Below are 16,268 nucleotides of genomic sequence, written 5' to 3'. Positions count from 1 at the left end.
CAGTTAGAGTAATACCTATCGATTGTTTTTTATCAATCCCTTTAATCCTATATCTCTCCTATAGTGGCATTTATTAAAATTAATTTTAGAAACTTCTTTATAAACTTTATCAATTGCCGTTTTGAGATCAGCTGCTCGGGCGGTTACACATAATACTCTACCACCATCGGTTATAAATTCACCATTCTGAAATTTAGTCCCGGCATGAAATACCTTGACATCGCTGGATACAGATTCGAGACCTGTTATTTTAAATCCTTTTTCATACTCTTTGGGATAGCCCCCCGAGGCCATTACAACCCCAACAGAATATTCATCGTACCAAGTAATATCAAATTCATCAAGATCGCCATTAATAGCACAATCTATCAATTCAAAAAAGTCTGATTTCATTCTAAATAGTAATGGTTGCGTTTCCGGATCACCAAGTCTACAGTTAAACTCAAGAACCTTCGGCTCACCATTATCTATCATAAGCCCAGCATATATAAATCCTTTATAATCTATCTTTCTTTTCTGTAATTCATTGAGGAGAGGATACATAACTTTATTCATAACTTTTTCATAAACGCTTTGATCCACAATCGGAGCAGGTGAGTAAGCCCCCATACCACCGGTATTTGGACCTGTATCATTGTCGTAAACTGTTTTATGATCCTGGCTGGAAGCAAAAGGGAGAATATTATTACCATCAGTAATAGCTATAAATGAAGCCTCTTCACCTGTCAAAAACTCCTCAATTACAACCCTATTTCCAGCCTCACCAAATAATTTATCGATAAAGATCTCTTTCAATGCATTTTCAGCATCCTCAAAATTATGTGCAACGGTGACGCCTTTGCCTGCGGCAAGACCATCAGCTTTTATAACAATGGGTACCCCTTTCTCTTTCAAAAATTTTAAAGCCTCTTCAAAATTATCGAATTCTCTATGGTAAGCAGTGGGAATACCAGCAGAAACCATAATTTCTTTTGCAAAAGCCTTGCTCGCTTCAAGGAAAGCCCCATCTTTTTTTGGACCAAATATTTTTAATCCTCTTTTTTCAAAATAATCCGATACCCCTTTTGCAAGCGGCTCCTCTGGGCCAACAATTGTAAAATAGACATCATTTTCTTTAACAAAGTTTGCCAATCTTTCAAAATCTAAAGGTTTTATATCTACGTTCTCACATTTTTTTTCATTTGCAGTGCCACCATTTCCCGGTGCACAATATACCTTGCTAACCTTTGGACTTTCAGATAATTTCCAGGCAATTGCATGTTCCCTTCCACCACTTCCGATTACAAGAACTTTCATATATTCACCTTTATATTTTTAATGTTTGAAATGTCTTATCCCTGTAAAAACCATAGCAATGTCATGTTCATCACAAGCTTTTATGACTTCTTCATCTCTTATGGAACCACCGGGTTGAATAATAGCTTTAATACCCCTTTCCGCTGCCTCATCTATACTATCCCTAAAGGGAAAGAAAGCATCAGAAGCCATAGCAAGCCCATTTATAGGTTTTCTTGCCTTCAATGCAGCTATCTTACTTGAATCCACCCTACTCATCTGCCCGGCACCAATACCAATGGTCTGCCTATCATTCGCATAAACTATTGCATTTGATTTAACATGCTTTACTACCTTCCATGCAAAATCAAGGGCTTTGTATTCAAAATCTGTTGGTTTTCTCTTTGTGGGTACATGTAAACTTCTTATATCATCCAACTGGTGTAGATCCCTATCCTGAAGTAAAAAACCGCCTACTACTTTTTTAAGATCAAGTTCTGGATCCCTATATTTTGTAATTTCCCCCGTCTCTATTAATCTTAAATTTTTCTTTTCAGCCAGTATCTGAGTAGCTTCGTTATCAAAAGAGGGGGCAATAATAACCTCTAAAAATAGTTTTTTCATCTCTTCTGCAACAGATCTGTCTACTGTCCTATTCAACGCAACTATTCCACCAAAAGCACTGACGGGATCACACTCAAGAGCCAGTAGATAAGCCTCCAGTAGTTCTTTCCCTATGGCAACTCCACAAGGATTATTGTGTTTTACGATAACCACAGCAGGTTCATCAAACTCCTTTAGAAGTTCAAATGCAGAATTAATATCAACGATGTTATTAAATGACAGCTCCTTTCCTTGCAATTGTTTTGATCTGGATACAGATACCTCTTTTATGAGTGGATGTACATAAAATGCCGAACCCTGGTGAGGGTTTTCACCATATCTCATAATCTCTTTGAGTCTACCTGACACAGTTGCATACTCAGGAAATTTTACCCCAAGAAGTTTGTTAAAGTAATTAGAAATCATACTATCATAAAATGCTGTGAGAGAATAGGCTTTTCTGGCAAGATCTATCCTTGTATCGTATGATACACCACCTTTAACATTTATCTCATTTATAATTCTACTATAATCTTCTGGGTCTGTAACCACTGTAACAAATTTGAAATTTTTAGCTGCACTTCTAATCATCGAAGGGCCGCCTATATCTATATTTTCTATCGCTTCATCCAGACTGACGTTTTCTTTGGAAATAGTTTCTTCAAAAGGGTATAGATTCACCACAACCATATCTATGTCTTCTAAATTATGGCTGGCCATAGTTTCTCTATGATTTTTGTTATCTCTGATGTTTAAGATACCAGCATGAACTTTAGGATGTAACGTTTTTACCCTCCCATCAAGCATCTCTGGAAAACCTGTAAACGCGGAAATTTCTACAACTGAAATACTATTCTCTTTTAGTAATTTATAAGTACCTCCCGTGGAGAGAATTTCCACACCTTTGTCAACTAAAAATCTCGCAAAATCAACAAGGCCATCTTTTTTGGAAACACTTATTAGTGCCCTCTTTGGCATTATAATCATACTCGTACCTCCCTACAATTTATCCAATGTTCTTTATATCTTGAGATGCATTAATCGATACCTTTTTCTTTTCTAACAACATATCAAGAATGAGAAGCCCTACACCAATGGTAATTGAGATATCTGCCACATTAAAGGCAGGCCAATGATATTTTCCAACGTAAAAATCCAAAAAGTCTATAACCTTACCTACAGTAATGCGGTCTATTAGGTTCCCTACAGCCCCGGCAAAAATAAGTGAATATGCATATCGGCGTAATACAATAGTTTTCTCTTTTATTAAAAGGTATACAACGATTGCTATCGCAATAATTGTTACCCCAACAAAAAAAGCAACCCTATACTGATCACTCATCTTAGCCAGAAAACCAAAAGCAGCACCAGGGTTCAGGACATACGTAATGTTAAAAAAGCCATCAATGACAGCAACACTATCGTATAAATTAAAGCTACCTACAACCACTTTTTTTGTCCACTGATCGACGACAATTATAACTATAATTAAAAATATATTAAGACCCATCCTACAATCCAAAACTATAAATTTTCTACGCATTTTCTACACAAAGTTGGATGTTCTCTACTTTCACCAATAGTTTCTGAATGAACCCAACATCTTTCACATTTAGGTAGTTTTGATGCGGAAACTTTAACCTTAATATTACCATCATCAGAAGTATAAAGATCTGACGGTGAATTACCGATACTGTAAAGATACAACTCCGATACAATAAACACCTTTTCCAAACCTTCATCAATCTTGCAAATAGCTAAGTCGCTTTCATCGACATAAAGTTCTACTTTTGCATCCAGAGGATGTCCAACTATCTTTTCATTTCTTGCTATCTCAATTGCCTTATTTACCTCTTTTTTAATCTCTATAATTCTATCAATCTTTTTCAACAAATTATCATCAACTTTTATCACAGGAGGAAAAATTTCAAGAAAAACAAACTCTTTTTTACCTGTAAAGTTAGGCATGTATTCCCATATTTCATCAGCAGTAAATGATAGTATAGGTGACATAACAATGGCTATCTCTTTTAAAAGCTGAAACATTGCAGTCTGAGCAGATCTTCTTCGATAAGAATCAGCCTTATAAGAATAAACCCTATCTTTTATAATATCCAGATAAAAAGCAGATAGATCATTAATACAAAAATTAATTAGAGTATGATAAAAAATATGAAATTGATAGTTTTGATTTGCCCTGTATATACGATCTTTCACCAATTGCCATTTATACAAGATATACTTATCAAGCTCCATAAGTTTATCAAAGTGAACTGAGTCTTTATCCTGACTGAAATCGTAAAGGTTTCCCAATAGATATCTTGCCGTATTCCTTATTTTTCTGTAAGATTCCACCAATCTTTTAATAATATCTTCAGAAATTCTAACATCTTCAGTATAATCCTCAGCTGCCACCCACAATCTTAAAATCTCTGCTCCATACTTTTCAATAATTTCCTGAGGTCTCACAACATTACCCAGTGATTTTGACATCTTTCTACCTTTACCATCAACAACAAACCCGTGGGTGAGTACCTCTTTGTACGGCGCAACTCCTCTTGTACCAACAGATTCCAGCAATGAACTATGGAACCAACCTCTATGCTGATCACTACCTTCAAGATACATATGTGCAGATGGTTTCAATTCATCCCTTACTTCACAAACCGCTGCATGGCTTACACCAGAGTCAAACCACACATCAAGTATATCGGTCTCTTTTTTAATTTTTTCACTTCCACACTTTGGACACTTGAATCCTTTACCAAGAAAAAATTCCACATCATTGTCAAACCAGGCATCAGCACCACTTTTCATAAATGCATCTAATACTTTATTCTGTATTTCTTCATTTATTATTATCTCTCCACATTCTGTACATGAAAATACAGCTATGGGAACACCCCAACTCCTCTGCCTGGAAATACACCAATCCGGTCTATTTTCAATCATCGCTGTGATCCTATTTTCTCCCCAGGATGGTGTCCATCTTACCTTCTTTATTTCCGAAAGAGCTTTGGCTCTTAAATCATTTGCCTCCATTGAGATAAACCACTGCGGGGTTGCTCTGTATATTACCGGCTTTTTACATCTCCAGCAATGAGGATATGAATGCTGTATATTGCCAGCAAGTATTAAACTGCCATTATTATCAATGTGTTCTACGATTATCTTATTTGCTTTGTTTACATTAAGCCCCGCAAAAAGCTCCACATCTTTCTTAAAGTTTCCATGATCATCCACAGGGTTGTAAATTTCTAAACCATATTTCAAACCCACTTCGTAGTCTTCCTGACCGTGACCAGGAGCGGTATGTACTATTCCTGTACCCTGATCTAAAGTAACATGATCCCCAAGAATCATCAGTGATTCTCTATCATAAAATGGATGTTTGCATCTACCATTTTCAAATTCTACACCTGAAACCTGCTTAACTTCTTCATAACTATTTATACCGAATTGTCCCACAAGCTTACCCACCAACTCAGAAGCTATAATCAGCATATCACCCTGTTTAAGATTTTTATTACTGGTCTCAATTATTCTGATAATTGAATATTTAAACTCTGGATGAAAAGCCACCCCAAGATTTGCCGGTAGTGTCCACGGTGTCGTGGTCCATATAACAACGTAGAGATACCCCTGAACACCCAACTTAAATTTAGTTTCATCATAAACGGGGAATTTCACATATATGGAATATGATGTATGATCGTCGTACTCCACTTCAGCTTCCGCAAGAGCGGTTACACAATCGATACACCAGTAAACAGGTTTAGAACCTTTATAAATACCTCCATTGTTGAAAAATTTGTAAAGCTCTTTAAGCGTAATGGCTTCGTATTGATAATCCATAGTGATGTAAGGATTATCCCAATCACCAACCACACCTAATCTTTTAAACTCTTCTCTTTGTATGTCAATAAATTTCTCAGCATAGCTTCTGCACATTTTTCGAATTTCAGATTTTGGTATCTCATACTTTTTGTCACCAAGCTGTTTATCCACCTGGTGTTCAATCGGTAAACCGTGACAATCCCAACCCGGTACATAAGGTGTATAAAAACCTTCTGCATTTTTAATTTTAACAATAAAATCTTTCAATATCTTGTTTAGCGCATGACCGATATGTATATTACCATTGGCATAAGGAGGGCCGTCGTGTAAAACATATTTTTTATCAGGATTTCTAGCCTCAAGCATCTTTTTGTATAAACCCTTCTCTTCCCATTTTTTGATTCTTTTGGGCTCCTGTTCGCTTAGATTACCTTTCATAGGGTAATCAGTCTTCGGAAGATTTAAACTATTTTTATAGTCCATAATGTCTCCTTCATATCATTAAAACTCAAAATGCATTTTTAGCATCAAAGTAAGGAATTATCAAGTTTTTTTTGACTTAAATTGATATTTAAAAAGATTTATTAACTTATTTTTTTAAATTTAACTTATAACTTCTCTTATCTTCCGACAGAAGATTAGAAATTGCCAAAGCCACACCCCCATAAATTCCAGCATTGTTTTTGAGTGATGCAATATCAAGTTTAACAGATTGTTTAAATGCCGGGAAGATCATTTTTGAAAAGTGTTTCACAGTTTTTTTATAAAAAAGATCGCTATAGAATGAAAGTCCACCACCTATCTTTATACACTCTGGTGAAAAGATATTGGCAAGGCTTGAAAGACCTGTTGCAAGCTGATATGAAAAAATATCTATGGATATCTTTGCCAAAACATCTTTCTTTTGACTTTTCTTGAAAATATCATCCACTTTTTTTATCGATCCACCAGATACTTCATTGTAAGTTTGAATCAAACCATCCATCCCACAATAGGCCTCAAAACAACCCAATTTACCGCATCCACACCTTCTGCCATTAAAATTTATCGTTATGTGGCCGATTTCAGAAATCGTAGTTTTACCGGAAAGGATCTTACCATTATAAATTATGCCACCACCCACTCCGGTACCAAGAGTGATCATGATAAATGTCTTAAGTTTTGAACCCTCGATGAAAAAATATTCACCAAAAGCCGCCATATTTCCATCATTTTCCACAAAAATTTCAGCATTATTAAACACAGAAGAAAATGATTCTTTTACCTTTAACTTATTCAACAATTTTAGATTTGGGGCATATACCACAACATCATCCAAAAAATCGTAAACGCCCGGCACCCCAATTGTAATTGCATCGTATTTTTTGTCCCTTAAAAGAGAATCAAAATATTTGTAAATATCATCAAAAGATTCAGGTGTTTTAAAAAAACCGCTCTCCATCAGATCCACATCATCCTTTACAACAAAAGAACCATATTTTACATTTGTACCACCAATGTCAATGGATAATACTTTCATGTCTATACCACTTGAAGTTTTTTTCAAATTCTTCCCTCAATCCGGGATCAAAACCTTTTAATTTCCGCCATATACTTTTATCTTCCATGCAGAAGTATGTAAAAACTGTAGGCCAATTTTTATTTAATCGATTTAGTATAAACCTCAGCATTTCGATTCGCTTTGATTTAAAATACCTCATTTTCCCATCCAGACCTTTGATGAATCTACTGCTTAATAATTTAGTCTCTGGAAACTTAATCCTTATAATGTCAGCCAGTTCGGGAATAAATCTAAAAGTTGATATACTTATAAATTCTACTTTTTTTTCATCTACATTTTCAAATAAGTGATCCAATAAGTCGGCGTATAACTCTTCAAAATTATCCCAGTCAATCAAAGGATCAAAATGGAATGAGACTTTGTACCCATAATCAGATAAATCCTTTGCAGCTTTTATCCTTGCAAATACCGGTGAAGCAAAATGTTCCTCAGAATCAACGATCTCCTGAGGGTTTAAACTAAATGATACAACCACATTTTTTGGATTATGTCGAAATAGATTTGTTATGTTTGTGGACTTAGTTTTAAATTCAAATTGAATATTTTCACATTGATTAACTATCGGTATCAAAAAATCTGTCATACATAATATATTATCGATCGCAAGACTGTCCGAAAGCTCACCCGTACCAATTCTACATTTTCCTGATTTATCAACAGATAAAATACTTTCCCTGATCCCTTCCAGATCATCATACACTTTTATGAAATCGTGATTTAAATAAACTTGCAATATACAATAAGAGCAGTCAAAAGGGCAACCCTCCACAGCATCCACAACCATATAATTGCAACATCTATACTCCCTGGTGGCAGGGCATTGATGTACAAATCTATTTTTCTGGGATGTAATATAGATATTCTTTTTACTATTTTCAAAACAATCACTCCCATCAACCACTTCAAACTGCAAACCTTTCCGCTCAAAGATTTTATGAAAATTACCACCCAGGCAGGTTTTATCAAGATAAATCATACTCTTCCAGAATTTTAAATATGCTGTTAAATCTGTTTTTGTCGGAAACTTCCACTAAAGCTGCATCCAGATCACTTAAATCTTTGATTACAAAAGATATAAGTAATTCTGAAGTTTCAAAGTTTGTGATATTTTTTACTTCAATAATTTTAAATTGATTGACTGCTTCACGGAATCTATCTTCAAATTCATAGAACTTTTTATCTCTTTTTCTTGTTATCTCGTCCATCAATTCATCATAGTAGGTATCTACGTCTATAAAATAACCATAGTCCGATAAGAAATTGATAAAATTTCTAAAATCTCCTATAGATGGTGATTTTTGGATAATAAAATCTTTTAATATTTTTTTTAGATTATCTTTAAACTGAAAAATCTGCCTCACATATTTAAGAGGTAGCTTTTTATGACCAAAATACTCCTGTAATACAAAATCTAACATCAAAAATTTATTTAAATTATCAAAAGCAATTCTACCTTTTATTCCATACTTTGAAAAAACTTCCAGATCTTCAGGATCGATGGCAAACCTTCGACATATTTTCAAGATTCTTGCCAAATTGCCTAAGTTTAAATCGCTTATTCCATAAAAGTCTAAAGAAAACTGTAGGGCATCAAAAGCTTCCCAATCATCTTTTACAATAAAGTTTTCACTTTCCGAATCGAAATAGTTCAATTGAAAATTATGCCATAATACCGGTAAATATATATCAGAACGATCGTTTTTCTTGGAAAACCAATTGAATAATTCCCTGTCTATCTTTTTCATCTCTGCTGTTCAAACAATGCATCAACAAAAAGTTTCGCATCAAAAGGTTTCAGGTCATCCATCTTCTCACCAAAACCTATGAACTTCACAGGAATTCCAGTTTCATCCACAATACCAACAATTACTCCACCTTTAGCTGTTCCATCAAGTTTGGTAAGTACTATTCCGGTGACCCCCACATCCTCTTTAAACCTTTTAGCCTGCTCAATGGCATTTTGGCCACTGGTGGCATCAATGACCAGCAAAACCTCGTGGGGAGCATCTGCCACAGACTTACCTAATACTTTAACTATCTTTTTTAATTCATTCATAAGATTAAATTTATTATGCAACCTACCAGCGGTATCAGCAATTATGATATCAATCCCTCTGGCTTTGGCAGATTCCACAGCATCGTAAATAACAGCAGCAGAATCACTACCTTCAGATTGTTTTACCACAGGAACTCCAATCCTGTCACCCCAAACCTGAAGCTGATCTATAGCGGCAGCCCTGAATGTATCCCCTGCAGCAAGTAGCACAGAAAAACCATTATTTTTAAACATCCTCGCCAGCTTTGCTATCGTGGTCGTCTTCCCTGTGCCATTTACACCCACCACCAGGATTACAAAAGGTGATGTATCCAACTTTTTTAAGCTATTATCAACACTCAATATCTTTATCAATTCCTCTTTTATGGCATTCTTAAGCTCCACCGGGTCTTTCAGTATATTTCTGGAAACATCATTTTTCACCTTTTCAATGATTTTAAGCGTAGTATTGACCCCTATGTCCGCAGTAATAAAAAGCTCTTCCAACTCTTCCAAAAGATCATCGTCAATCTTCTTTCTCCCCAAAACAATCGCTTCTATACCACCCACAAGTTTGGAAGATGTTTTAGAAAGGCCTTCTTTCAAACGGTTTAGAAAACCTTTTTCATCTTCTTCCCGTTGTTCATCATTTTTTTTCTTTTTAAATATATCGAAAAATCCCATAAAAAACCCCTTTTTTAAAACTTTAGTAAAATTTTAAAAATTTTGCAATAATCGTTTTATATCCATACTTATCAAAATTAACTGTAACTCTTGCATTATCTCCACTACCCTCAATTTTAAAAATCTTTCCTTCCCCAAACCTTTCGTGATAGACCCTTCCATTTGCACTATCCCTAGAAAAAGCTGATTTTATTTCATCAATAAATGGTGATGGTTTTAAAAACTGAGCTTTACCATAAAAAAGCCTTCTATCAACATGAGTAATGTATAACCTTTCTTTAGATCTTGTTATACCCACATAGCAGAGTCTTCTCTCCTCCTCCATCTCCCATTCATTCTCCATCGCTCTATAAAGAGGGAATACCCCTTCCTCCAATCCGGTGAGAAATACGGTATCAAACTCCAGACCCTTTGCTGAATGAATCGTCATAAGCTTCACAAATCCACTTGTATCTTCGTCTATGCTTGTTTGGAGGGTTGTGGTTGCAAGGAAATCGGATAATGTCAATTTCCCCTGTTCTTCTTGTTGCACTGCTGCATTGACCAATTCATTTACGTTATCCATCCTTTTTTCAACTTCAAATTGATCCTCATACTGACTTAAAAATGTCTCATAATCAACTTCTTCAATAATATGCTTAATCATTTCAGATACCGAAAGATCTTCAAAACTATTAAAAATATTGAGAAAATCCTCCAATGATTTTTTTGCTTTTGCAGTCAATCCATCCGAAAACTCCCGAATTGCAGTCCAGATATCCACCCCATTATTGATTGAGAATTGGGATATTTTATCGATGGTGGCATCCCCTATTCCCCTATGGGGTATCTTAATAGCCCTCTTAAAAGACTGAATATCGTATGGATTTGAAAATAGTCTAAGATAAGAAAGGATATCCTTTATCTCTTTTCTACCATAAAAACCAATTCCTCCCATGACTTTAAAAGGGATCCCTTTTCTATTCAATTCCACCTCAAAATTCCTGGACTGTGCATTTGCCCTGTATAATATTGCAATCTCATCAGGGGGCAGATTGTTCCCTAAAAGTTCTGAAATCTTATTTGATACAAATAAGGCCTCTTCCATTTCATTTTCAAATCGATGTATAAAAACATCACCTTTTATATTTTTATACGGTTTAAGATCTTTGCCCCTTCTATATTTATTATTGCATATCAATCTATTGGCAGTATCGAGTATGCTAAAACCACTTCTGTAATTATCCACGAGCTTTATAATTCTGGCATTTGGAAAATAATGTTCAAAATTTAAAATATTCTTTATCTCTGCACCCCTCCAGCCATAGATAGATTGATCATCATCCCCTACAGCAGTTATGAAACCATCTTTATCAGCAATGTTAGTCAAAAATTCCATCTGAATGGCATTCGTATCCTGAAATTCATCCACAAGGAGATATCTAAAAAGTTGCCGATAAAAATATTTGATGTTAGGATTTCTTTTTAACAATCGTACAACGAGGGAAATCATATCGTCAAAATCAACTACGGCCATCTTTTTTAAGGTATCCTGATAGATTCTAAAGATTTCATTAAACTTATATTCTTCAAAAGAAATAGGCACTTCATCCACAAATTCTAGCGTATTTTTATAGTTACTTATAAGGCTTAGGTACATTTTAGGTGGATACTTTTTTGGATCTATATTGAGCTGTTTCAAAATTTCCCTGATTACAGCCACCCTGTCATCCTGGTCTATAACTGAAAAGTTTGACGGTAAACCCAATAGATCTGCATCTTTTCGCAACATCCTCAAAGCAACAGAATGAAAGGTTCCTATCCAGATACCCTTTCCAGATTTACCAACAAGATGCACAACCCTTCTCAGCATCTCATCAGCTGCTTTGTTAGTAAATGTTACAGCCAATATATTCTCGGGGGGTATACCGATCTCTTTCAGTAAATAGGCAATTTTATAGGTAATTACCCTTGTTTTCCCGGTCCCAGCACCAGCAATGACCAACAAAGGCCCATCGTTGTATAAAATTGCATCCTTCTGGATAGGGTTTAGGTCTTCATACAAAAAGCTACTCATCCTTATAACTTACAATTGTTTTTAAGTATGCATTTTCACTTAAATATAGATATAAGCGTCCTAGTACATCTTTTCTCTTGTCATCGCTTATATAATCCGACTCTTCTATATACTGCTTTAATTTCCTCTCAATATCCTTGATATCGTAATCAAGATCATCTAATATATCTAAAATATTCTGTGCTTCCAGAAGATTGGTAATCTCATAATTACCTTCATCATCAAATACCACAGAAAATTCTGTAGGATGTGTAAAAAGATTGTGCTGCATCCCCAAAATCTCCTGGTAAGCCCCCACCAGAAAAAATCCAAGAAAGTATTCCTCTTTGTTTATATCAACATCGTGAAGGAAAAGAGGTTTTCTGATGTCAAATGCTATTTCTCCATCACTATCGCAGGTAATATCCCACAAGCTGGCGGATCTTGTGGGCTTTTCGTTTAATCTATCAAGAGGAGTCACAGGAAATGTCTGCCCCAACCCCCAATAGTCAGGCAAACTTTGAAAAAATGAGCAATTTAAAAGGTATTTTTCCTGTATCATATTCTGTATGTTTAATATTTCGTCATATTTTTTGTGTTTTAGAAGATCAACGGCCTTTTTAATGATAAGATGAACCAATATTTCCGTATTGCTTCGATCTAAAAGATCTATATAACCCAGATCAAAAAGGGTCAGGAGAGATTCCATATGGTCTAAACTGTCATGCAGATACTCTATGGCATTTTTCTCATTCATTAAATTGTACAATTCGTAAAGTTCATCTATCAAAGGGGGATTTTTAGGCTTTAACTGAAGCTCCCTCTGATCATATTCCTGAGAAAATAGCTCCAATACAGGAGCCACAAGTACGGCATGCTTGGCAGCCACGAATCTACCAGCTTCCAGATAGATATCAGGATCTGGGACATGCTTATTGTGGGCAATAGTTTTAAGCAAGAATACCACGTCACTGGCATATTCCTCAAGGGTATAATGCCTCTGGGAAATCCCATCATGCTGAGCATACTCCACCGCAAGACCACCCCCAAGATCTATCGATTTTAAATTATGAGCCCCCATTTTATAAAGCTCGGCGTGAATATTTCCTGCTTCCCTCAATGCCTTTTTCAGTGGTGATATTTCACTTATCTGAGAACCTATATGAAAATGTATCATAGTGAAGTACTCAAGCATATTGCTATTTTTTAGCATATTCATAGCTTCGATAAGTTCAGACGAAGTAAGCCCAAATTTTGAATTTATACCTCCACTTTTAGCCCATATACCTATTCCAGAACTGTGGAGTCTTATTCTCAATCCGATCTTTGGGTAAGGTTTTCCCATCTCTTTTGCGACGGTTAATATAGTTTCGAGCTCATTTAATCCTTCAATTGTCAGTGTAATGTCGTGCCCCATCTTGGCAGCTATAAATCCAAGCGATATCATCTCCTTATCTTTAAATCCGTTTACCATAATTGGAGAACCAGGATTGTTATACGCCATAGCGATGATAAGTTCCGGTTTACTTCCAGCTTCAAGCCCATAAGGGATCCCCTTTGTCATCTCCATAAGTGGAATTACAAAATTTGGAAATTGATTTACTTTTAAAGGAAACAATGCATTAAATCCACCCTGATAGCCATACTCTTTCATCGATTTTTTAAAAGCTTTAAAAAGAAGATCTATCTGTTCCTTAATAAGATGGGGAAATCTTATAAGTAAAGGTCCCTTGTAACCTTCATCTCTTATATCTTTCACTATATCTATAATGGCTGGTTTCTTGCCGTAGTTTACCACAATCTTACCTTTTTCTATCTTAAAATCATCATCAGACCAGATTCTTATACCATAGTCCAACATAATTAACCTCCAGAGTTATAAATCGTGCAAATTTCAGATATTATATCAAAAAAATAAAATGTCTATTATTTTTTTATCAATCTTTGAATAATACCGTTTCTATCAGAATAATAACTCAAACATTAAGTCCATAAAAGAACTTATATATCTATCTCAATTAGAAGTTTAATTATTTTTCAATCTATTATAAAAAGCGATATTAAATTTCTATTGATTTATATTTAAAAAAATGTTTTAATAATTATATAAATATTTGTTGAGGAGTTAATATGGTTACTAAAAATACAGTGAAGCTTGTTCAATCTGTGGCGCATGTCTTACAACTTTTTGAAGTTTTTAGAACTGCTGACTTAAAAGAGGAATTTGGAGTTACAGAGCTTAGTAAGATTTTAGGTTTACACAAAAACAATGTATTTAGACTACTTGCCACATTAGAAGCAAGAGGGTATATAGAGCAAAATAAATCAACAGAAAATTATAGATTGGGGATAGAAATTTTTGATCTGGGACAGAAATATTTAAATAAATTAGGTTTATTAAAATTGGCAAGACCTTTTATGGAAAAAATTGTTTCTGAAATAAACGAATCTGTCTATATTGGTATTTTAAAAGATGGTGTAGTTGTTTATCTTGATATAGTTGAAGCAAATCAAAACATAAAGATAGTCCCCAGGGTTGGAAAAGATGTACCTGCTTACTGTACAGCTATTGGTAAAATACAGCTGGCGTATGCTTCAGAAGAAGAGCTCAACAAAATGTACATGGGGGCAAGGCTGAAAAAATATACAGACAAGACTATTACATCCCTTCCAGAACTTAAAAAGCATCTAAAGATAGTATCAGAAAATGACTATGCGTTAGATGATGAAGAATTTGAAGAATCAGTAAGGAATATTGGTGTTCCTATAAAAAATTATGAAGGGATTTCTGTAGCAGGTATCAGTGTAACTGGTCCTGTTTGTAGAATGAGTATGGATAGAATAGAAAAAGAGATATTACCAGTTTTAAAAAAATACTCCAGAGAAATATCCAAAAGATTAGGTTTTCAAGGATAAAAAAGAGAGGGGCTACCCCCTCTTTAACAAAACTACATAAATGTGTCTTCCCAAATAGCATTGGCCCAACTGTATTGATTATCTTTGTCTATTTTGCCTCTTTTTTCAGGAACACCTCCAGCCTTACCCACCTGAACAGTTAGTTTTTTTGTATCATCATACTCGTAAACAGTAGCAATCCAAATAGCCTCTTCGCTGCTCACCATACTGTAACAGGTATTCAACATAAAAGGTCTCGGTGGATTTTTCCCTTGTAATTTTGCCACAATCGCTTCAGCTACAACTTTACCCATGGAGTTTGCAATATATCCAGAGTGTGGTACAGTACCAAAACTACCTCTATTTGCACTATCTCCAATAACATACACATCTTTTATCAAAGTCGATTCCAGCGTCCAGCTATCTACCGGTGCCCATAACTTACCTTCAGGAATCAAACCAAATTTAAATGCAGAATCGTTGGCTTTTTGATCTGGGATAAAATTAATGAGATCAGCTTTAATATCACCCTTAGAAGTTTTAAGGACTTTATTTTTGGTGTCAATGTTTAAGACTTCCACATCAGGAGTATACTCAAGGATATCCTTGTAAAGCTCTGCAAAAGCAGCTTTAAAAAGCTTGCCTTTAGATACCACATCATCATTAGAATCGATTACAAAAATTTTACTGCCAGGTTTATGGGTTTTAAGATACCAAGCGATAAGACAAGATCTCTCATAAGGTCCAGGAGGGCATCTATATGGAGCTTTAGGTACCCTCAGAAGTACAGTGCTGCCTTTTGGAAGTTCCTTTAACATGTTAGCCAATTTTAGCGTCTGTTCACCTGCCTTCCATGCATGTGGTAAAACTTCCACCGCATCTTTTGTATAACCTATAGTTTCATCATACTTAAAGCCAATCCCCGGAGAAACTACCAGAATATCATAAGCTAAAAACCCATCTTTAAACAATAATTTTTTAGATGTTCCATCAATATTCTCTACCTCTTTTTTGATAAATTTTACGCCATACTTTTTTTGTAAAATATCATACTTGAATGTAATCTCTTTAATATTTGAAAGCCCCACTATTACATGATTACTCATTGGACAAGAGTAAAAAGTATCACTTTTGTCTATAAGTACCACATCGAGTTTTGGATCAAGCATCTTCAAATATTTTGCAGTAGTTGCTCCACCAAAACCACCACCAATTATTGCCACTCTTGTTTGTTTTTTGGGTAATAGCTCTTTCTTTTCATTTGAGGCAAAAACTGTTTTAGTTGAGAGAGTTAATCCTATCCCTAATGCCGTAGTAGTCTTTATAAAATCTCTTCTTTTCAT

The 16,268-nt window shown here is 35.0% G+C and carries 12 protein-coding genes; 1 reads left to right on the top strand and 11 read right to left on the bottom strand.

Annotated elements, in window-relative coordinates:
* Positions 1-15: 15 nt before the first annotated feature.
* The 10 genes from purD to speA form a co-directional block, all read right to left on the bottom strand.
* A complete protein-coding gene (gene purD / locus ACP5Q2_RS02800) occupies positions 16-1,296 on the bottom strand; it encodes a phosphoribosylamine--glycine ligase (protein WP_428097016.1) in 1,281 nt (426 codons plus the stop codon).
* An 18-nt stretch (positions 1,297-1,314) separates the two neighbouring features.
* Positions 1,315-2,856, bottom strand: a complete 1,542-nt coding sequence (gene purH / locus ACP5Q2_RS02795) for a bifunctional phosphoribosylaminoimidazolecarboxamide formyltransferase/IMP cyclohydrolase (RefSeq protein WP_428097363.1) — start codon at positions 2,854-2,856, stop codon at positions 1,315-1,317.
* 28 nt (positions 2,857-2,884) lie between these two features.
* Entirely contained in the window at positions 2,885-3,421 is a 537-nt protein-coding gene (gene lspA / locus ACP5Q2_RS02790) for a signal peptidase II (protein WP_424605694.1), read from the bottom strand.
* Complete coding sequence (gene ileS / locus ACP5Q2_RS02785; RefSeq protein WP_428097014.1) at positions 3,403-6,198, bottom strand: isoleucine--tRNA ligase; 2,796 nt, start codon at positions 6,196-6,198, stop codon at positions 3,403-3,405. Before ileS ends, lspA begins: the two co-directional genes overlap by 19 nt.
* A 106-nt stretch (positions 6,199-6,304) precedes the next feature.
* Positions 6,305-7,261, bottom strand: a complete 957-nt coding sequence (locus tag ACP5Q2_RS02780; RefSeq protein ID WP_424605696.1) for an ROK family protein — start codon at positions 7,259-7,261, stop codon at positions 6,305-6,307.
* Positions 7,215-8,252 (bottom strand): SPL family radical SAM protein, encoded by a 1,038-nt coding sequence (locus ACP5Q2_RS02775; protein WP_428097010.1) that lies wholly within the window; start codon positions 8,250-8,252, stop codon positions 7,215-7,217. The genes ACP5Q2_RS02780 and ACP5Q2_RS02775 overlap by 47 nt, the downstream gene beginning before the upstream one ends.
* Positions 8,239-9,021, bottom strand: coding sequence for a hypothetical protein (locus tag ACP5Q2_RS02770; protein WP_424605698.1), 783 nt, complete (start codon positions 9,019-9,021; stop codon positions 8,239-8,241). Before ACP5Q2_RS02770 ends, ACP5Q2_RS02775 begins: the two co-directional genes overlap by 14 nt.
* Positions 9,018-9,995: a signal recognition particle-docking protein FtsY gene (gene ftsY / locus ACP5Q2_RS02765; protein ID WP_424605699.1), complete on the bottom strand. Its 978-nt coding sequence runs from the start codon at positions 9,993-9,995 to the stop codon at positions 9,018-9,020. Before ftsY ends, ACP5Q2_RS02770 begins: the two co-directional genes overlap by 4 nt.
* Positions 9,996-10,017: 22 nt before the next feature.
* Entirely contained in the window at positions 10,018-12,051 is a 2,034-nt protein-coding gene (locus ACP5Q2_RS02760; protein ID WP_424605700.1) for an ATP-dependent helicase, read from the bottom strand.
* Positions 12,044-13,891: a biosynthetic arginine decarboxylase gene (gene speA / locus ACP5Q2_RS02755; protein WP_428097005.1), complete on the bottom strand. Its 1,848-nt coding sequence runs from the start codon at positions 13,889-13,891 to the stop codon at positions 12,044-12,046. The genes ACP5Q2_RS02760 and speA overlap by 8 nt, the downstream gene beginning before the upstream one ends.
* Positions 13,892-14,160: 269 nt before the next feature.
* Here speA and ACP5Q2_RS02750 point away from each other — a divergent pair, with 269 nt between their 5' ends.
* Positions 14,161-14,946, top strand: coding sequence for an IclR family transcriptional regulator (locus tag ACP5Q2_RS02750; protein ID WP_424605702.1), 786 nt, complete (start codon positions 14,161-14,163; stop codon positions 14,944-14,946).
* Positions 14,947-14,978: 32 nt separating this feature from the next.
* Here ACP5Q2_RS02750 and ACP5Q2_RS02745 read toward each other — a convergent pair whose 3' ends face one another.
* A complete protein-coding gene (locus ACP5Q2_RS02745; RefSeq protein WP_428097002.1) occupies positions 14,979-16,268 on the bottom strand; it encodes an FCSD flavin-binding domain-containing protein in 1,290 nt (429 codons plus the stop codon).

This window comes from Calditerrivibrio sp. (assembly GCF_049968475.1).
Classification (GTDB): domain Bacteria; phylum Chrysiogenota; class Deferribacteres; order Deferribacterales; family Calditerrivibrionaceae; genus Calditerrivibrio; species Calditerrivibrio nitroreducens_A.
Note: the sequence above shows the minus strand (reverse complement) of the source record. Positions and strands in the feature narration are given on the sequence as shown.